At 65.1% G+C, this 17,629-nt stretch carries 22 protein-coding genes; 8 read left to right on the top strand and 14 right to left on the bottom strand.

Annotated elements, in window-relative coordinates:
• Window positions 1-184: 184 nt before the first annotated feature.
• On the bottom strand, window positions 185-898 hold the full coding sequence (locus HV786_RS23980) for a metallophosphoesterase (RefSeq protein WP_128827996.1): 714 nt from the start codon (window positions 896-898) through the stop codon (window positions 185-187).
• Between the two features lie 191 nt (window positions 899-1,089).
• Here HV786_RS23980 and HV786_RS23975 point away from each other — a divergent pair, with 191 nt between their 5' ends.
• On the top strand, window positions 1,090-2,265 hold the full coding sequence (locus HV786_RS23975) for a PepSY-associated TM helix domain-containing protein (protein ID WP_128827995.1): 1,176 nt from the start codon (window positions 1,090-1,092) through the stop codon (window positions 2,263-2,265).
• Window positions 2,262-2,459 carry a hypothetical protein gene (locus HV786_RS23970; RefSeq protein WP_128827994.1) on the top strand — a complete coding sequence of 66 codons (198 nt, stop codon included), beginning with the start codon at window positions 2,262-2,264 and terminating at the stop codon, window positions 2,457-2,459. Before HV786_RS23975 ends, HV786_RS23970 begins: the two co-directional genes overlap by 4 nt.
• A gap of 89 nt (window positions 2,460-2,548) precedes the next feature.
• On the opposite strand, the gene HV786_RS23965 is transcribed toward HV786_RS23970, so the two are convergent.
• Window positions 2,549-3,373 (bottom strand): aldo/keto reductase, encoded by an 825-nt coding sequence (locus tag HV786_RS23965; protein ID WP_128827993.1) that lies wholly within the window; start codon window positions 3,371-3,373, stop codon window positions 2,549-2,551.
• A 272-nt stretch (window positions 3,374-3,645) separates the two neighbouring features.
• Between HV786_RS23965 and HV786_RS23960 the strand changes: the two genes are divergently transcribed.
• Complete coding sequence (locus HV786_RS23960) at window positions 3,646-5,451, top strand: ABCB family ABC transporter ATP-binding protein/permease (RefSeq protein ID WP_062841864.1); 1,806 nt, start codon at window positions 3,646-3,648, stop codon at window positions 5,449-5,451.
• A 51-nt stretch (window positions 5,452-5,502) separates the two neighbouring features.
• A complete protein-coding gene (locus HV786_RS23955; RefSeq protein ID WP_175211949.1) occupies window positions 5,503-5,889 on the top strand; it encodes a Rieske (2Fe-2S) protein in 387 nt (128 codons plus the stop codon).
• A 31-nt stretch (window positions 5,890-5,920) separates the two neighbouring features.
• On the opposite strand, the gene HV786_RS23950 is transcribed toward HV786_RS23955, so the two are convergent.
• Window positions 5,921-6,904, bottom strand: coding sequence for a bile acid:sodium symporter family protein (locus tag HV786_RS23950; protein ID WP_056315950.1), 984 nt, complete (start codon window positions 6,902-6,904; stop codon window positions 5,921-5,923).
• Between the two features lie 111 nt (window positions 6,905-7,015).
• On the opposite strand from HV786_RS23950, the gene HV786_RS23945 reads away from it, so the two are divergent.
• Window positions 7,016-7,858, top strand: a complete 843-nt coding sequence (locus HV786_RS23945; protein WP_056315948.1) for a LysR family transcriptional regulator — start codon at window positions 7,016-7,018, stop codon at window positions 7,856-7,858.
• A 16-nt stretch (window positions 7,859-7,874) separates the two neighbouring features.
• On the opposite strand, the gene HV786_RS23940 is transcribed toward HV786_RS23945, so the two are convergent.
• The 3 genes from HV786_RS23940 to HV786_RS23930 form a co-directional block, all read right to left on the bottom strand.
• The gene (locus HV786_RS23940) at window positions 7,875-8,183 is read right to left on the bottom strand and encodes a hypothetical protein (RefSeq protein ID WP_175211948.1); all 309 of its coding nucleotides are present in this window, start codon (window positions 8,181-8,183) and stop codon (window positions 7,875-7,877) included.
• Window positions 8,184-8,304: 121 nt separating this feature from the next.
• Window positions 8,305-9,183 carry an N-formylglutamate amidohydrolase gene (locus HV786_RS23935; protein ID WP_128827991.1) on the bottom strand — a complete coding sequence of 293 codons (879 nt, stop codon included), beginning with the start codon at window positions 9,181-9,183 and terminating at the stop codon, window positions 8,305-8,307.
• Between the two features lie 3 nt (window positions 9,184-9,186).
• The gene (locus HV786_RS23930; RefSeq protein ID WP_128827990.1) at window positions 9,187-10,176 is read right to left on the bottom strand and encodes a Bug family tripartite tricarboxylate transporter substrate binding protein; all 990 of its coding nucleotides are present in this window, start codon (window positions 10,174-10,176) and stop codon (window positions 9,187-9,189) included.
• 105 nt (window positions 10,177-10,281) lie between these two features.
• Here HV786_RS23930 and HV786_RS23925 point away from each other — a divergent pair, with 105 nt between their 5' ends.
• Window positions 10,282-11,217, top strand: a complete 936-nt coding sequence (locus HV786_RS23925) for a LysR substrate-binding domain-containing protein (protein ID WP_128827989.1) — start codon at window positions 10,282-10,284, stop codon at window positions 11,215-11,217.
• Window positions 11,218-11,314: 97 nt separating this feature from the next.
• Here the strand turns inward: HV786_RS23925 and HV786_RS27525 are convergent, their stop codons facing one another.
• The 6 genes from HV786_RS27525 to HV786_RS23900 form a co-directional block, all read right to left on the bottom strand.
• Window positions 11,315-11,530, bottom strand: coding sequence for a hypothetical protein (locus HV786_RS27525; protein ID WP_006388022.1), 216 nt, complete (start codon window positions 11,528-11,530; stop codon window positions 11,315-11,317).
• Window positions 11,531-11,630: 100 nt separating this feature from the next.
• On the bottom strand, window positions 11,631-12,737 hold the full coding sequence (locus HV786_RS23920) for an AGE family epimerase/isomerase (RefSeq protein WP_128827988.1): 1,107 nt from the start codon (window positions 12,735-12,737) through the stop codon (window positions 11,631-11,633).
• 147 nt (window positions 12,738-12,884) lie between these two features.
• Entirely contained in the window at window positions 12,885-13,097 is a 213-nt protein-coding gene (locus HV786_RS23915; RefSeq protein ID WP_006218759.1) for a hypothetical protein, read from the bottom strand.
• Between the two features lie 327 nt (window positions 13,098-13,424).
• A complete protein-coding gene (locus HV786_RS23910; protein WP_128827987.1) occupies window positions 13,425-13,649 on the bottom strand; it encodes a hypothetical protein in 225 nt (74 codons plus the stop codon).
• A gap of 71 nt (window positions 13,650-13,720) precedes the next feature.
• Window positions 13,721-14,467: a sulfite exporter TauE/SafE family protein gene (locus HV786_RS23905; RefSeq protein ID WP_063954780.1), complete on the bottom strand. Its 747-nt coding sequence runs from the start codon at window positions 14,465-14,467 to the stop codon at window positions 13,721-13,723.
• A 62-nt stretch (window positions 14,468-14,529) separates the two neighbouring features.
• On the bottom strand, window positions 14,530-15,438 hold the full coding sequence (locus HV786_RS23900) for a DMT family transporter (RefSeq protein WP_128827986.1): 909 nt from the start codon (window positions 15,436-15,438) through the stop codon (window positions 14,530-14,532).
• Window positions 15,439-15,598: 160 nt separating this feature from the next.
• Between HV786_RS23900 and HV786_RS23895 the strand changes: the two genes are divergently transcribed.
• Both HV786_RS23895 and HV786_RS23890 read left to right on the top strand, forming a co-directional pair.
• A complete protein-coding gene (locus tag HV786_RS23895) occupies window positions 15,599-16,069 on the top strand; it encodes an Lrp/AsnC family transcriptional regulator (RefSeq protein WP_006226939.1) in 471 nt (156 codons plus the stop codon).
• Window positions 16,070-16,194: 125 nt separating this feature from the next.
• Complete coding sequence (locus tag HV786_RS23890; RefSeq protein ID WP_056315928.1) at window positions 16,195-16,428, top strand: hypothetical protein; 234 nt, start codon at window positions 16,195-16,197, stop codon at window positions 16,426-16,428.
• Window positions 16,429-16,526: 98 nt separating this feature from the next.
• On the opposite strand, the gene HV786_RS23885 is transcribed toward HV786_RS23890, so the two are convergent.
• Both HV786_RS23885 and HV786_RS23880 read right to left on the bottom strand, forming a co-directional pair.
• The gene (locus HV786_RS23885; protein WP_062841872.1) at window positions 16,527-17,123 is read right to left on the bottom strand and encodes a BPSL1445 family SYLF domain-containing lipoprotein; all 597 of its coding nucleotides are present in this window, start codon (window positions 17,121-17,123) and stop codon (window positions 16,527-16,529) included.
• A gap of 100 nt (window positions 17,124-17,223) precedes the next feature.
• Complete coding sequence (locus tag HV786_RS23880) at window positions 17,224-17,478, bottom strand: hypothetical protein (RefSeq protein ID WP_128827985.1); 255 nt, start codon at window positions 17,476-17,478, stop codon at window positions 17,224-17,226.
• Window positions 17,479-17,629 lie beyond the last annotated feature (151 nt).

Below are 17,629 nucleotides of genomic sequence, written 5' to 3'. Positions count from 1 at the left end.
GCCCGCAGCGGGCGGCGTGCAGCCGCCGGCCGTGCCTGCCGCGGCCGCGCCGGCCGACTCGGCCGGCGTAAGCGCCAGCGCCGTGACCAGCCCCGGCACGGTGACCGCCCGGCCGCTGTAGGCGCTGCGCATCACGCAAAACGGGCGCCTCGGCGCCCGTTATTCTTTTGGAACCCGGCCCCCGCTACTCGGCGGCCGCGGCCTCGGTCACGACCTCGCGCGGCCAGGCCTGCAGGGATTCCAGATTCAAAAAGGTGAAGTAGCCGGCGTTCCAGCCTTCGGTGTCGATGTGATACACGTTGCCTAGCGCAAGCGGCGATGCCACCGGGGTATGCCCCGCCACAACCGCCCTGACGCCCAGGATGCCGGTGCGGTCCATCTGGCGCAGGCGGTCGCGCGACCACTGGCACGCCGCGCTGGTGCGTTTGTAGCGGTCCTGCAACGCGGACTCCAGCCGGGGCCAGAACAGCACCGGGCAATCGGCATGCAGCAGTCCGACCGCGCCCGACGACGTTTCCACCTCGATGGCAATGGGCAGCCGGGTAAAGGCCTCGGCAAACACCGCTTGCCGCTCGGCAGGCAAATCCAGAAACCAGCCACCGCCGTAACCGCGCCAGTTCTTCACGTCCACTTGCCCGGTGCGCACATGGCGAATCGCGTAGTCCTCGTGATTGCCTTGCACCGCGTAAAACCACGGCTGTGCCAGCCAGTCCAGCGCGGCCTCGTTCTCGGGCCCGCGGTCGACCAGGTCGCCCACGGAAAAAAGCCGATCGATGGCGGGGTCAAACCCCAGTTCATCCAGCGCCTGTTGCAGACGCGAAAAATGGCCATGCACGTCGCCCACCGCAAAATCGCGGCCGGCTTCATTGCGCGGGACCTTGAGAAAACGCTGCTCCATGATGATTCGGGTATGCCGCAAGGAAAAATCTGACCCTTCTTTTTAACCCGCTTTGCTCTGTCCCCACGGCCAGCCCGGATGCCGAAAGGGTCAAATAGCGTTACGAGAATCGCTCTTGTTCGTGATAATGTTTCCTCCTTTCCCGTTCCGTTCTTGAGGGGGTAGCGCCTGGCCGCTCCCCCGCCGTCGCCATGACCGCCGCGTCCACCATCAAAACCTGGTATCTGGTCCATAAATGGACAAGCCTGGTCTGCACGATCTTTCTGCTGATCATCTGTCTCACCGGCCTGCCGCTCGTGTTCCATCACGAGATCGAGCACTGGCTGGACGATGCCAAGCCGCTATCGGAGGTGCCTGCCGGCACGCCGCCCGCCAACCTCGACAAGCTAGTGGCGAGCGCCCGCGAGATGTATCCGAACGAGGTCGTCGACTACCTGTTCTTCGACCCCGACGAACCGCAGGTCTTCGTCGGCATGGCCAAGACGCCGGGCGACGGGCAGGCCTCGGGGCACGCCATCCGCATGGACGCGCGCACGGGCGATGTGCTTCTCGACGGCCCGCTCTACACCGAAGACAAGTTTTCGTTCATGGGCGTCATGCTGGCGCTGCATGTGGACCTTTTCGCGGGGCTGGCGGGCGAGCTGTTCCTGGGCTTCATGGGCCTCTTGTTCTGCGTGGCCATCGTGTCGGGCGTCGTGCTGTACGGCCCTTTCATGAAGAAGCTGGAATTCGGCACCGTGCGCGCCACGCGTTCGACACGCCTGAAGTGGCTGGACCTGCACAACCTGCTGGGCATCGTCACGCTGGTCTGGGCGTTCGTGGTGGGCGTCACCGGCGTCGTCAACGAACTGTCCACGCCGCTCTTCCGGCTATGGCAGTCCACCGAACTGCCGCGCGTCCTGGAACCCTACAAGGGCCAGCCCATTCCCACGCAACTGGCATCGGCGCAACTGGCGGCAGACACCGCGCGCAAGGCCATGCCGGGCAACGAGGTCTCGTTCATTTCCTTTCCCGGCAACGCCTTCGGCAGCCCGCAACACTTCATCGCCTGGATGCGCGGCGACACGCCGCTGACGTCCAAGCTGAATACGCCCGTTCTGATCGACGGCCGGACCGGCGAACTGACGACGGTCGCGCGGATGCCGTGGTACCTGACCGCGCTTGAAGTCTCGCGGCCGCTGCATTTCGGCGATTACGGCGGCCTGCCGCTCAAGATCATCTGGGCGCTGCTCGACCTGGTCACCATCGTGGTGCTGGTCAGCGGCCTGTACCTGTGGCTGGCCCGCCGCCGCGCGACCGAGGCGCGCATCAACGACCTCATCAAGAAACACCAGGCAGCCGCCGCCCCGCAAAGGACACCCGCATGACCCAGTCCAAAGGCAAAGGCGGCCGAGGCTTCCTGTTCGTGTGGGGCATGCCGATCCTGCTGGGCGCCCTCAGCATCTTCGGCCTGCTGGCCGCCTTACTGGGCACCGGCGCGTGGCACTGGGCGTCATGGACCGCCCTCACCATTCTGCTCGTGGTGATCCTGCGCTACTGGGTTTTCCCGCTCGATCACTAGCCGCCCGGTTGCCGGCGCAATCGGGCGGCTAGTGATCGAGCGGTCCAGGACGGCCGCGCGGCCCCGCTCGCCGCGCCCGCCGCCGCTCGTTACGCGAACTTCTCGGGGTCCGGCCCCAGCCGCGGGCCTTCCTTGATGCCGTCGATGGCGGCCATCTCGGCCGGCGACAGTTCGAAGTCGAACACGTCGATGTTTTCGCGGATCCGCGCCGGCGTGATGGACTTCGGGATCACGACCAGGTCGTGCTGCAGATGCCAGCGCAGCGTCACCTGGGCCGGCGACTTGCCGTGCTTTTGCGCCAGGTCCAGGATCACCTTTTCCTTCGTGATGTTGCCCTGCGCAAGCGGGCTCCAGGATTCGGTCACGATGCCATGGCGGGCATGGAAGGCCCGCAGCGCGGTCTGCGTGAACCCGGGGTGCAGCTCGATCTGGTTGACGGCGGGTGTGACGCCCGAAGCGTCGATCAGGCGTTCCAGATTCGCTTGCGTGAAGTTCGACACGCCGATCGATCGCGCGCGGCCATCTTCCTTCATCTCGATCATGGCCCGCCAGGCGTCCAGGAACTTCTCGCTGCCCGCCACCGGCCAGTGAATCAGGTACAGGTCCACGTACGCCAGGCCCAGCTTCTCCAGGCTTTCGTCCATCGCCTTGTGCGCGTCGTCGTAGCCGTGCCTGTCGTTCCACAGCTTGGTCGTGATGAACAGGTCCTTGCGCGCCACGCCAGCCGACCGCAAGCCCACACCCACGCCCGCCTCGTTGCCATAGATGGCTGCCGTATCCACCGACCGGTAACCTGCCGCCAGCGCTTCCTTCACGCTGGAGGCCGCCTGATCGTCAGGCACCTGCCACACGCCCAGGCCCAACTGCGGAATCTTGCCTCCGTCGTTCAATTTCACTGCGGGTACCTTCGCCATAAGACCCTCCATAGCTTGCAACGCCACCGCGGCGCGGCGAAAACGCGCCCGGTCGCGTAACCAGGGGAGCAGCCGGCCGGCCCCCCGGTTGGACGAGAAAGAAACGGGCCCGACGCGCTGCGCCCGTGTCGCGATACCGCCTTGACGCCCCCGGTTAAGGTGCACCCGTGCCCAGGGGTTATGCCTCAAATAGTACCGCTGGTGCCCCATAATGCCCTGCAAACGGCTTAACTCCCCTGGTGGAGCCCGCCTCAACCACGGCATCCCGACCCATGAATCCTCCTGAAACGCGGCCCGGCAAGGGCGGCGGTCTTGCCACGCTTCGCACCCTCTTTCCCTACCTGTGGCCGCCCGGCAAGACTGGGCTGAAGCTGCGCGTGGTGGCCGCACTGCTGTGCCTGTTCGCCGCCAAGGCCGCAACCGTGTACGTGCCCCTGCTGTACAAGCAGGCGGTGGACGAGCTGGGCAAGGGCGCGCCCGGCACGGTGACCGTGCCGCTCGGGCTGATCCTGGCCTACGGCACCGCGCGCGTCCTGTCGCTGCTGTTTTCCGAACTGCGCGACGCGATCTTCGCGCGGGTCGGCCAGCATGCGATCCGGTCCGTGGGACTGCAGATCTTCCGTCACCTGCACAGCCTGGCGCTGCGCTTTCACCTGGCGCGTCAGACCGGCGGGCTGAACCGCGCCATCGAACGCGGCACCAAGGGCATCCAGACGCTGCTGTCGTTTCTGCTGTTCAACATCCTGCCCACGTTCTTCGAAATCAGCCTCGTTTGCGTCGTGCTGTGGAAGATGTTCGACGGCTGGCTGGCGCTGGCCACGGGCGCCACGGTCGTCCTCTACATGGCCTACACCCTGGCTGTGACCGAATGGCGCACCAAGTTCCGGCGCCAGATGAACGAAACCGACTCCGAGGCCAACACCAAGGCCATCGAAAGCCTGCTGAACTACGAAACGGTCAAGTATTTCGGCAACGAAGAACACGAGGCCCGGCGCTACGACGCTTCGCTCACCCGCTACGAACGCGCCGCCGTGCGCAGCCAGGTCAGCCTGTCGATCCTGAACGTGGGCCAGGCCGCCATCATCTCCGTGGGGCTGACGCTCGTGATGTGGATGGCGGCCAACGGCATCGCCGAGGGCCGCTATACGCTGGGCGACTTCGTGCTGGTCAACACCTACCTGTTGCAGCTCTACACGCCGCTCAGTTTCTTCGGCTTCATCTACCGCGAAATCAAGCAGGCACTGATCGACATGGAGCGCATGTTCGAGCTGCTGGGCCAGGACCGCGAAGTAGCCGACCGCCCGGGCGCCACGCCGCTGCAGGTTTCGGGCGGCGCCGTCGAATTCCGCGACGTGCATTTCGGCTATGACCCGCGCCGCGCCATCCTGAAGGGCGTCAGCTTTTCCATTCCCGCTGGAAAGACGGTGGCCGTGGTTGGCACCTCGGGCGCCGGAAAGTCCACGATCGCGCGCCTGCTGTTCCGCTTCTATGACGCGGACAGCGGCGCCATCCTGATCGACGGCCAGGACGTGCGCGACGTCACGCAGGCCAGCGTGCGCGCGGCGATCGGCGTCGTGCCGCAGGACACCGTGCTGTTCAACGACACCATCCGCTACAACATCGGGTACGGGCGGCCCGGCGCCACGGAAGCGGAAATCGAGGCCGCCGCGCGCCTGGCGCACATCCACGACCTCATCCTGACCATGCCGGACGGCTACGACACCCTGGTGGGCGAGCGCGGCCTGAAGCTGTCGGGCGGCGAAAAGCAGCGCGTCGCGATTGCCCGCACCATCCTCAAGAATCCGGCCATCTTCCTGTTCGACGAGGCCACCAGCGCCCTGGACACCCATACCGAACGCGAGATCCAGGCCAACCTGCGCGAGGTCAGCCAGGGCCGCAGTACGCTGATCATCGCGCACCGCCTGTCCACGGTGGCCGACGCGGACGAGATCATCGTGCTGGCAGACGGCCGCATCGTCGAGCGCGGCCGTCATCCGCAACTGCTCGCCCAGGGCGGCATCTACGCGGGCATGTGGACCCGCCAGCAGGAAAGCGCACGGTCGGCGCCCGCGGATTGACAAGCCGCGCCCCCTGTCCGAACATCGCACCCTTTGATAGCCAGGCCTCCCATGCAGGATTCCCCCTCCCTTCCCGAAGTGCTCGTCTGCGCCGCCGGCGACCTGGTCAACGGCGGCCTGGGCGTGAAGGTGCCCGTGACCGACGGCGCGGGCCGCACCACCGCCTTCTTCGTGCGCTACCAGGATCAGGTGCACGGCTACCTGAACCGCTGCGCTCACATCGGCGTGGAACTCGATTGGGAAGGCAGCTTCTTCACCCGCGCGGGCGACCTCATCATGTGCGCCCGCCACGGCGCCACCTACCAGCCCGACACGGGCGTTTGCGTGGGCGGGCCCTGCAAGAACGGACACCTGACCGCGCTGGCCGTCACCGAGCGCGACGGCGGCGTCTTCTGGCAGCCCGCCGGCAAGATCCAGCCGCTGGACGCAGCCGCCTGATCCCATCGCCAGGCGGCGCGCCGTGCGGGGCCTACGCCCGGGCCGGCACCGCCGCCGCCGGTTCCTCGCGCTCGGCATAGCGCCGCGCCAGCACCGCGCAGACCATCAGCTGCATCTGATGAAAGATCATCAGCGGCAACACCACCACGCCCATCTGCGACGTGCCGAACAGCACCGTCGCAAGCGGAATGCCCGACGCCAGCGACTTCTTCGATCCGCAAAAGACCAGCGTGATCTCGTTCTCCTTGGTCATCCCCAGCTTGCGGCTGCCCCATGTCGTGATCACCAGCACCGATCCCAGGAGCAATGCGTTCACGAGCACCATCGTGGCCAGGTCGATGGCCGGAAACGCATGCCAGATGCCTTGCGCGACGGCTTCGCTGAACGCGGTGTAGACGGCCAGCAGGATCGAGCTGCGGTCGACCTTGGACAGCGTGCGGCTGTTGCGCAGCGCCCACGCCCCGATCCACGGCCGCAGCAGGCTGCCCACCGCGAACGGCAGCAACAGCTGCAACAGGATGCGGCCGGCGTCGGCCAGCCCATGCCCGCCGCCCTGGCGATGCAGCAAAACGGCCACCAGCAGCGGCGTCAGCACGGTGCCCAACAGGTTGGAGGCCGTCGCCGCGCAGATCGCACCCGGCACGTTGCCCCGCGCCATCGACGTGAACGCAATCGAGGACTGCACGGTGGAAGACAGCGTGCAGACGAACAGCACGCCCAGCCACAGCGAGGGCGTCAGCAGCCCGGGAAACAGGGCGCGCAGGCCAAGGCCCAAGGCGGGAAACAGCAGGAAGGTGCAGGCCAGGATCAGCCCGTGCAGGCGCACGTCCTTCACGCCGGACACGATGGCGTCCGTCGACAGCCGCGCCCCGTGCAGGAAGAACAGCAGCGAAATCGCCACGTTGCTGGCCACCATCATGAACGTCGCGCCCTTGCCCACCGCCGGGAAAAAGCTGGCGAACGCCACGGTGGCGATCAGGATGAGCGTGAATTGGTCGGGCAGAAAGCGGCGCATGGCAGGGACGTGTCGAAGAAAATGCGCCCACTATAGGCGCGCCCCTTGCCATCGTGAAGGCCACTGGGTACTTTAACTGTCATCGGTATTCCCTATGACCAAACCGCGCCCATGCTCAATCCCCTGTGGCTCAAGACCTTCGCGGCCGCCGCCGGCGCGCCAAGCTTCACCGAGGCCGCGCGCCGGCTGGGCCTGACCCAGCCCACCGTCAGCGAACACATCCGGCAACTCGAATCGGCCGTGAATCGCCGGCTGTTCCAGCGCGACACGCATTCGCTCGCCCTGACCAGCGATGGCCGCAGCCTGCTCGTGCATGCCGAAATCATCCTGGCCGCCCACGAAAAAGCCGAACGCCTGTTCGATGCGCCACGACTGCGCGGCCGGATCCGGCTCGGCACCTCGGACGATCTGGCGATGGGTCCCCTGCCCGACGTCCTGGCGGCGTTCCGCCTTGCGCATCCCGAAGTGGAGCTGGACCTGACCATCGGCGTCACCAGCGAGCTCTACAAGCTGCTGGACGACAACCGCCTGGATGTGATGATCGGCAAGCGCCGGCGTGGCGACCGCCGCGGCCAGACGTTGCACAAAGAAGCGCTGCTGTGGCGCGCCAAGGAAGGCTTGCGGATCGTGCCCGACGAACCGCTTCCGCTGATCCTGCTGCGCGAGCCCAGCGTCACGCGCACGCTGACGCTGGACGCGCTGGCGCGCGCCGGACGCAGCTGGCAGATCGTCTGCACCAGCACCAGCTACGCAGGCTGCCAGGCGGCCGCGCGCGCGGGATTGGGCATCACCGTCCAACCCTCGCACCTGTCCACCGCCGGCCTGTCGGCGCCCGCGGGCGCGGCCAACCTGCCCGCGCTGCCGCCGGTGGAATTCATCGTGATCTCGGCCCCTGCCCCGGGCAAACCCACCCGCGCGCTGATCGACATCCTGATGCGCAGCACCCTGACCTGACCCGCCTGACGGCGGCCTACTCGGGCAACGGGTCCGGCACGCCGTCCACATCCACGGACTTCACGCGGTCCAGCGCATTGCGCGCCGCCGACATGGCTTCGATCGTGCTGCGAAAGCGCCGCGAAAGGAATATCTCGAAGGCCTGGCTTTCCGGCTCGGGCGCAGCCGCTTCGGCGCCGGGCTCGGCGTCATCGGCAGGCGCAGGCGCTTCGGCGGCCTTCACGGGCAGGCGCCGCGTCTCCAGAAACGCGCGCGCGGGGATGCGCCCCTCGGGCTGGGTCGCATAGGCGACCACTGAAAATCCATCGATGATCTTCTCGGACATTGCGGTTTCCTTGGGCGCGATCGAGCGGGCGCGCCGACACGTTCACAACGGCTTGCCCCAAGAAAACTTAAGTCAGCACCGGCGCGGGATTCCGCCCTGCGCGCCGGTTATTCAAACGACTCTATTTTGTCGACGTGACCGCTTGCGCGCGCACGCGCACATAGGCCGCCACCTGTTCCAGCACATGCGACAGATCCGCGCGCAACGCGTCAAAACCCGCGTTGCGTTCCCGCGTGGCTTCGTCCATGTAGAGCGGACGGCGGATCTCCACCTGCAGGCTGTGCCGGTTCAGCGCCGGCTGACCAATCTGCGCGATGAGCTGCACGCCCTTGTACGGGTCGTTGCGCGCCACGGTGTAGCCCTTGTCGCGCAGCGCCGTCTCGATCAGCGCGATGAACTCCGGCTCGCACGTCGTGCCGTCCCGGTCGCCCAGCACAAAGTCGGCAAGCGGATGTTCGCTCTGGCGTCCCAGCCGCTCATAGGCGTCGTTTGGCATCGAATGCAGATTCAGATGCCACACGGCGCCGAAGCGCTCGTGGACGTGCCGGATCGCCGTGGCCAAGGCCGCGTGATAGGGCTCGTAGTACGCCTGGATGCGATGCCGCACCTGCGCCAGCGTCAGCTTGCGGTCGTAGATCGGCGTGGCCTTGTCCATCCGGCGCCAGATCAGGCCCTTGCCCAGACGCGTCTTTTCGCCGGGGTCCAGCGGCTCGGGCCAGGGCTCGGCCAGCAGCTCCGGATCCAGATCCTGCAAGGTGCGGTTCGGGTCGATGTAGACGCGCGGAAAATTGGCCGCGACCAGCGTGGCGCCCAGCGCGGGCGCCGCCGACCACAACGCGTCCACGTGCGTGTCCTCGCCCTGGCGCAATTGCGCCAGCGTTGCCGAGGCCCCGAAGTCGTCGGGATAGCGCTCACCGCTATGCGGCGAATCACAGACCAGCGGCAACGCGGGCCCGGTGGGTTCATGCACGGAAACAGCGGGGAAGTCGGCGGTCGTCATCGTTCAATCAGCCTGGATGTTGGCGGTCTTGGCCACTTTTGCGTAGCGGGCCAGGGCCTGGTCGATCTGCACCTGGAATTCTTGCGGCGTCGTGGGCATCAGCGTACCACCCACGTCTTCGGCCTTCTTGCGGAATTCCGGATCTTCCATTGCTGCGCGGACAGCCTTGTTCAGGCGCTCCACCACGGCCTGCGGCGTGCCCGCCGGCGCGACCAGCCCGAACCAGCCGCCAGTGCCCATGTCGGGATAGCCCAGCTCGATGTAGGTGGGCACGTCGGGCAGCAGCGGCGAGCGCTCGGCGCCCAGCACCGCCAGCGGACGCAGCTTGCCGCCCAGCACCTGCGGCAGCGTCGACGACAGGTTGTCCGTGATCGCGTCCACCTGCCCGCCCATCACATCGTTCAACGCCGGCCCCGCGCCGCGGTACGGCACGTGCAGCAGCTTGATGCCGGACAGCATCATGAAATTCTCGATGTTCACGTGCCCCAGCGATCCCACGCCCGGCGACGCGAAACTGTAGCGTTCGGGCGCGCCCTTGGCCAGCGCGACGAATTCGGCCATGTTCTTGGCCGGGACATTGGGGTTGATCGCAAAGATGCTGGGCACGGCCAGCACGTTGGCCACCGGCACGAAATCCTTGACCGGGTCGTAGTTCATCTTGCGGAACACCGCCGGATTCGACCCGTGCGTGCTCATGGTCGCCATGCCGATCGTGTAGCCGTCCGGCGTGGACCGCGCCACCTGTTCCATGCCCAGCGATCCGCCGGCGCCCGCCTTGTTCTCGACGACGATGGTCTGCTTCAGGTCGCGGCCCGCGTACTCGGCCACAAGCCGCGCCACGATGTCGGTCGACCCGCCCGCGGCAAACGGCACCACCAGCTTGATCGGACGCGCGGGATAGTCGGCGGCCTGTGACATGCCGGCAAAGGACAACGTGGCAAACATGCCGGCGAGCGCAAAGCGCGCGGACCGGCCAAAAAGACGGCGGGACATGAGGCGACTCCTGGGTTGTAGTGCTGAAGGCCGCCAGTGTCCAAACTTTACGATCCCCTTTCAAACGACTATATTGCACTCCTTCATTACCAAAGGTCATGCTAGATGCGCCTGCATTCGCCCTCGATGTCCGAGCTGCATGCCTTCGTGACCGCGGCCCGGCTGGGCAGCTTCACCCAGGCAGCAGAGGTGCTGTGCGTGACCCAGGGCGCCATCAGCCGCGCCATCTCGCGGCTGGAGGCGCACTTCGGCCAGCCGCTCATGCACCGCAATGCCCACGGCCTCACGCTGACCGAGACCGGCCGCAAGCTGTACGACGGCGCACAGGCGCCCCTGCATGCGATCGAAGCGCTCAGCACGGAATTGCGCGCGGACGACCGCCGGCTGCGCCTGACCCTATCCTCGGTGCCCACGCTGGCCAGCGCATGGCTCGTGCCGCGTCTGCCGGACTTCCACCAGCGCCACCCGGACATCCAGCTCGGCTTCTCGGCCTACCGCCGCAACGAAGACTTCTCCGGCGCCAAGCCGGACGCGAGCATCCTGTCGGGCACGCCCGACCAGTGGCCAGGCTGGCACGCGGACTACGTCATCGGCCGCGAAATGGTCGTGATCTGCCACCCCGGGCGTCTGGCGGCACGCCAGGCCAAGGGCCTGTGGAGCACGCCGCAGGGCTTGTTGGGCGAGCCGCTGCTGTATCACACCAACGGCCGGGAAAACTGGGGACAATGGTTCGCCGCGGCCGGCGTGCCCCGCGCCAGCGTCACGTTGTCGAACGGGTTTGATCAGGTATCGATCCTGATCCGCGCGGTCATGGCCGACATGGGCATCGCTGTGCTGCAACGCTGCCTGGTCCGAGACGAACTGCAGGCCGGCCGTGTCGCCGCTCCCTTCCCCGAACTGGCCATCCGCATCGACCGCGGCTACCACCTCTGCGCGCCCGCGCAGCGGCGCGACCACTATGCCCTGGCGTGTTTCCGCCAATGGCTGCTGGAAACCGCCAGCCTGGATCCTGACGTCATGGCGGCCGGCGCTCCCGCCTGAGCCTCAAGCGCCATCGTGCGGGGAATGGCCGCGCATGCAACCAAAAGCAACGGGCCCCATGAAGGGGCCCGTGTCGTACGAGTGCCGGCGGATCCGATCAGGGCGCGAGCTTGAAGCCCAGGTCCACGCCCCACTTGTCGGTCTCGCGCAGCCATTTCGCGCCGCAATTCAGGCAGCGGAAGTGGTCTTCGCGGCTTTCCTCCCGGCCCTTCTGCGTTGGGTTGGTAAATCCTTGATGTCCCAGGTGCGAGTGCGGCGCAACACCGGCTAATCCTGGATTAATGCGTTGGCAAGCCAAACACATAACGCTCATTGATGCTTCCCCACAAACAGTGTTAGCAAATTGTAAGGGATTTCACCAATGTCTTTCTATTAATTCGCCCTCAACTTGGGAATAAAAATTGTTAACGTGATTAGGATACAACGTTTTGTAACGCGGTCAGGCAGGTCGCCAAGTGATAAGGCGAGGTCGACGGCATGTCGGCCCGCGTCACGTTGCCCTTCGCATCCAGGCATTCGTGCCAGCCGCCCGGATGGAGAAACCGCTCGCGAAAGCTTGCCAGGGCCGTTTGCAGCGCGGGCAGATCGCCCACCACGGCCAAGACCCTCAGGTATTCCGTCTGCGCCCAGATCCGGCGCGTATCGTCCGCCACGGCCCCCGATTCATCCAGCGACGCGATCACCCCCGCGGCATCCACGCCATGGGCGCGCGACCACTGCACGGCGCGCGGCAATGTTTCGGCGAGATCCAGGCCTTCGAACACCTGCGCCGACTCGTGCACGAGGGACAGCCATTCGAACTGATGCCCCGGTTCCAGCCGGTTGCCTGCGCTGCCCTGCAGCGCCTCGGATACGCATTGCGTCGGCGCGTGCACGAAGAATTGGCTGACGCCTTGCGCAAGCTCGCGCAGGTGCTGCGCAAATCCCGCCGGTTCGGCAACCTGCGCCGCCGCCAGATAGGCTTCGGTCAGGTGCATCATGGGGTTTTGCGCCGGCGGCTTCAAAGGTTGCGAAAAGTCCGCGCTCAGCGCCGCGTGGTACAGCGAATCCGGGGTCTTGAAACGCGTCTCGATCGTGCGCGCCGTGGCCAGCATCAGCTTGCGCGCCTGCGCATTGCGGCTGCGCTGGAAATACGCCGACGCGGCCAACACGATGAACGCGTGCGTGTACAGGTCCTGGGTGTCGTCCAGCGGCCGAGCCTGCGCGTCGACGCTATAGCGCCAACCGCCATGCTCGTCCTGAAAAACGCGACGCAGGGATTCGAAGAGGCGATCAGCGTGCTGCGCGGCCGCCTCGCCAGGCGCCTGCGCAAAAACATAAAGCTGGCGCGCACACGCCATGGCGCGATAACGCGTGACGGGCAGCGGTTCACCGCTGGCGGCGTCCAAGGATTCGTAAGGCAGTGCGAGCGCGTCGTTGAAGCCGCGGTCCAACCACATGGGCAACACGACAGAATCAAAATGCGCCCGCAGCGCGCGGATGTCATCCGCAAGAAGGGAATTGGTCTGTGCGGCAGTCATCTTGGAACGGCGCAAACCCGACGAGGGCCCCAGGTTTTGGAGCAGCAACGATAACCGAAATCGTCGTCGCCATCTCGTAGGAATCCGCCACGTGCTCATGCACACACAGACCGGTCGTGCCGATCAGCTCCGTCCAGGGTGCAAGCCCTATCGGAAGATATTTTCCTCTACCCAGTTTTGCGCGAAGATTTCCGCGCGATCACGAGCTTCGTCCAACGAAGCGCAGTTGCCCAAGTGGGAAAACGCGGCATCCACTTCGGTGCCGCCCTCAGCCGTAACCGTCAGCAATACGCCATATCCGCCGGTGTCCATGGCCGCTGTGGAAACGTCGATCAGTACTTCCTGGTCACGATGCTGCATGTGCTACCTCCCAGTCGGTTACCTAAACGCGCAAACCACGCGTAACGTGCAACAGGACAAAATTTCCCGCGCAAGACAATAGACCTTCACACGTCACGCAAAGTTCATCTTACTGGCGAGACGATGGGCCGGATACGTCGGAAAGATGTCAATTCGCACATTCCGTCTCAGGATATGCCGGACGGCACAGGGGCGCAGGCGCGGCGCACGAAATACTGCGAAAACATTCGCAACCATGCGGTAATTTCGTTGCCGCCCTGGGCACGCGAAATCTGGCATGGTGCGTAAGCCGGCGATTGCCGTAAATGTGCGACGACCGCAAATGGCCTAACGCAAATGGATGGCGCCCGGCTCTTCCATGCGTAGCGAGAGCCTGCCCTTGTCGGTGATAACCCAGCGGCCGTCTGTGCCGGCCTGAATGCAGCGCAGTGTCTCAAGCGCTTGCGCGACGTTCGCGGGCACGTCGGTCTGGTCTGCGCCGGGCTCGTTGTTGTCGGCCACGACGCGCAGCCAATGTCCCAGTTCGCCCTTTTCGAAACGATGCAATGCCATGCGTGGTTCTCTCGTGAATTTGTCTACGATAGCATGGCCGTCAAGCCCGTCCGCCACGTGTCCGCCAATGGTCAGCCAAGCAGGCGAGGCACCGACGACGCGAGCAACGCAACGCCCGAAACCGTCAACAGGCCCAGTACGACGCGGCGGAACGCCACGTCGCTGATGCCGACATACACGCGCGTGCCCAAGAGTGTCGGCACCAGCATTGCCGGCACGATCAGCGCAAAGAGGGGCAGCATGTCGCGCGTAACCACGCCGGTCAGAACATAACTGGCCATCGTCACCATCAGCATCGACAAGTTGAAGTTCTGGATCACCGCGCGCTGCACGTCGCGGTCAAAGCCGCGCAAGGTGCACCACAACGTCGGAATCACCCCGGTGAACCCGCCCAGCCCGCCCATGACCCCGCCAATCGCGCCCGCGACGCCATCGGCAACCTTGCCGCCTACCGTGATGCGCGGGATGCGCGCGGCAAACAGCATGATCGGGCACCAGATCGCGAGCAGCCCGCCGATAAAGGCCTTGAACACCGTCGGATCCAGATGCGGCAGCACTTTCACGCCCAACGGAATGCCCAGCAATCCGCCGGCGATGAATGGCAGCAGATGCGCGGCGGCAAAGCCCCGGCGCACGGTGAAAGCCGCCAGCAACTGTCCGGTCAACGCGCCAAACACCGCCATCGCCGCAGCCAGCCGCGGGTCCACGGTCCAGGCCCAGAACGACATGGCCACCATGCCGAAACCAAAGCCGGACAAGCCTTGCACGAAGCCCGCGGCCATGGCGCCCACCACGACCACTACATATAACGAGTCCATATCCGTTGCGCGTTCCGCATGACGTGCCGGCACCATTTCCGGCGCACGCCATTCTAGAGCCTTCATGAAGGCCGCAGCGCCAACGGCCTCAGGCGCGCGGCCAGCGCCGAGGCCGCCACGCTGGCCGCAATCAGCGCAAGCCCAAGCGCCAGGTCCGCCGAGATGCGTTCGTGGAACACGAGGGACGACACGATCAGCCCGATCACCGGCACGCACAGCATCGCAATGGACGTCGCGGCCGGCGGCAGCTTCTGCGTCATGCTCAGCACGACAATGAACGTCAGCGCAGTGGCAAGCGGTCCGGTGTAGAGGATCAGCGGCCAGGCTTGCGCATCGGCCAGAAAGGTCGGCGCGCCGTCACGCAGCCAGGCCAGCCCGGCCAGCGGTATCGTGGCCAACGCGGTCTGCCAGGGAATCATGTCGGCGCCCAGCCGAACGTGGCGATTGGCGCGCAGCTGGATGATGTTGCAGGCCCATGCGAACGATGCGCCAAGCAGCATCACCAGACCGATGACGGTGTGCGTCTGCCACGGGCTGAACGCGGGCGCCACGATGACGCCGATGCCCGCGTAGCTCAGCGCCGTCGCCAGCCATTGGCCCATCGACAGGCGTTCTTTCAGGATCAGCGACGACAGCGGGATCACCCAGATGGACGTCGCGTAGGCAATGACCGACGCGCGTCCAGGCGCCACATATTGCAACGCCCACAGCGCGAGGGCGGTGAAGGCGCCCATCTGCAGCAAGGCCACACCCGCGACCAGCGGCCATTCCTGACGTGTTGGCAAACGCAGGCGACCCAACAGGGCCAGCACCAGCACGCTGATGAGCGCGGCGGATCCAAACCGGCTGGCGGCCAGCCACAATGGGCTCATGTGGGCCAGCCCCAGTTTCATCACGGGCCAATTTCCTCCCCAGATGGCGACCGCACCCGCAAGCGGGAGAAACCTGCGAAGACTGCCTTGCTGACTCATCACTACCCTGCTCTGCCGCTGAATATTCTGCATTCCGGCCATATGGCCGAAGAACGGAACAGTCTATAGGGTAAACCCCAGCATTTTTGACCGCTTTCTGCGTCGTTTATCGGCATACTCAGCACACTTGCACCGTAAAACCGCCGTCTTGAGGTGACTTATGCCGGAAATCAACCTGGATGCCACCGACATCCGCATCCTGAACGAACTGCAACGCGACGCCAGGCTCACCAATGTGGAACTGGCCGCCCGCGTGAATCTGTCCGCCTCGCCCTGCCTGGCGAGAGTGCGGCGCCTGGAAACCGAGGGACTCATCGACCGCCGCGTCACGCTCTTGAACGCGCGCAAGCTGGGCCTGAAGGTGAACGTCTTCATTCAGATCTCGCTCGACAAGCAACGCAAGGCCGCGCTGGATGTGTTCGAACGCGAGATCGCGGTGCTGCCCGAAATCATGGAGTGCTACCTGATGTCGGGAGACGCCGACTACCTGATCCGCGCCCTCGTGCCCGACGTCGATGCGCTGGAACGGCTGATCGTCGAACACATCACGCGCATTCCCGGGGTGGCAAGCATCCGTTCCAGCTTTGCGTTGAAGCAGGTGCTCTACACCACCGCCGTGCCGCTGGCCTGACGCCGCATCTGGTATCCATCGAGCGCTTGCGGGATTGCGGCGGCAAGCCCACAATCAAATTGCATGGCGCCGTTTCGTTCATTCCGGCGCCAGCATCCCTCCCATCGCTTAGCAAGGAGCACACCATGCCCGAAACCGACTGGTTCCCCGGCAACACGCTACCCGATCGTCAGGGTTACTTCGAAGTGGAGTTCGCCTCCGGCGAAACTGAAATCACGCGCTACGGCATGCTGGGCTGGGAGCCCGAAGAAGAGCGCGGCCACATCCTTCGCTGGCGCGGTCTGGACCCCGCCATCGAGCAAGCCGAAATCGATCGCGAAACCGCCGTCCTCAAAAACAGCGATGACGTGATCGGCTGACCGGCCGGCAAAGGCCGCGGAGCAGATCCACCCTGCTCCGCAGCAAAACAAAACGCCGCGGCTTGATGCCGCGGCGTTTTGACTGGGCGCTTGCGCGATCAGCGATCCAGCTTCGAGATCTTGGTGCCCGCGAGCGACACACCAGCCATCAGGCCGCCATTGTTCATGACGAAGCCCACGACCGGCTGCTGAGCCGTGTTGGTGTCGATGCGGCCATTGGCGCCGATGTTGACCACCGCCACCGTGGCGTCCGCGCCGACGGTCCAGCCGCTGCTGTTGCGGAACTTGTTCAAGGCGTCATCCGTCATGAAGAGCAGGATCATCGCCTTCGATTGCGCGCCGGCCTGGAAGCCGATCGAGCCCGCCGTCGTGCTGTAGTAGCCGGCATTCGCGCCGTTCACCCGCAGCACGCCCTTGCCATGCTCGGCGCCGACGATGAAGCTGCCGCTCAACACGTCGGGGAACACCAGCACGCCCTTGGCGCGCGCAACCAGGTCCTTGGACTGGGGAGCGGCTTCATACAGCTTGGCGAGCGTGGCATTGGCCGCGCTGTTCATCGATTGCCGCTGCTCTGCCGTCGAAGCGGCCGGAGACTTGGAAGGCGTGGTCGTGGTACAGCCTGCAAACAGAACGCCGGCGGCGCCGATTGCGATCGCCATGCCGGTGCGGCGCAGAACGGGATAAGCGTCAAACATGGAACTCTCCTTTTGTTGTCATGCATGAACAACTGTACCGGGCATTCCACGTCCGACAAGACACATGAATGTGATAAACGAAACAAAACACTAGCAAGCGCTAGAGAATTCCGTATCGGGGTTCGCCGGTGAACTCGTCAACGGTCTGGATGCCCGAGAGCACCAGCTCGGCATGACGCCGCGCGGCGGCAGGATCGTTGAAGGTGACGAAACGGGGCAGCGACCACCGCTGCGTGGCGGCCTCGTTGCCTTGCCGGCGGACCATGATTTCGATGGCCAACACCCCGGTTTCCAAGTCCACCACTTCGCACTGCACTTGAAAACCGTTGATATGACGCTCTGGCCACCCGCTCATGCTGCACCTCTGAATTCCGACTAACGGGCCGCAATATGCACCAAACAAAAGGGCTTGGAAAGCAGAGTTTTTAAGGGGTAAAACAGTACTAATTCGCCTAGTGCGAAGGCATCTTGAAGTTAAAAAAACAGCGCTAAAAAACCGCATTTTT

Source organism: Achromobacter mucicolens (assembly GCF_902859725.1).
Taxonomy (GTDB): domain Bacteria; phylum Pseudomonadota; class Gammaproteobacteria; order Burkholderiales; family Burkholderiaceae_B; genus Achromobacter; species Achromobacter mucicolens.
This window is presented reverse-complemented; position numbering and strand designations above follow the sequence as displayed.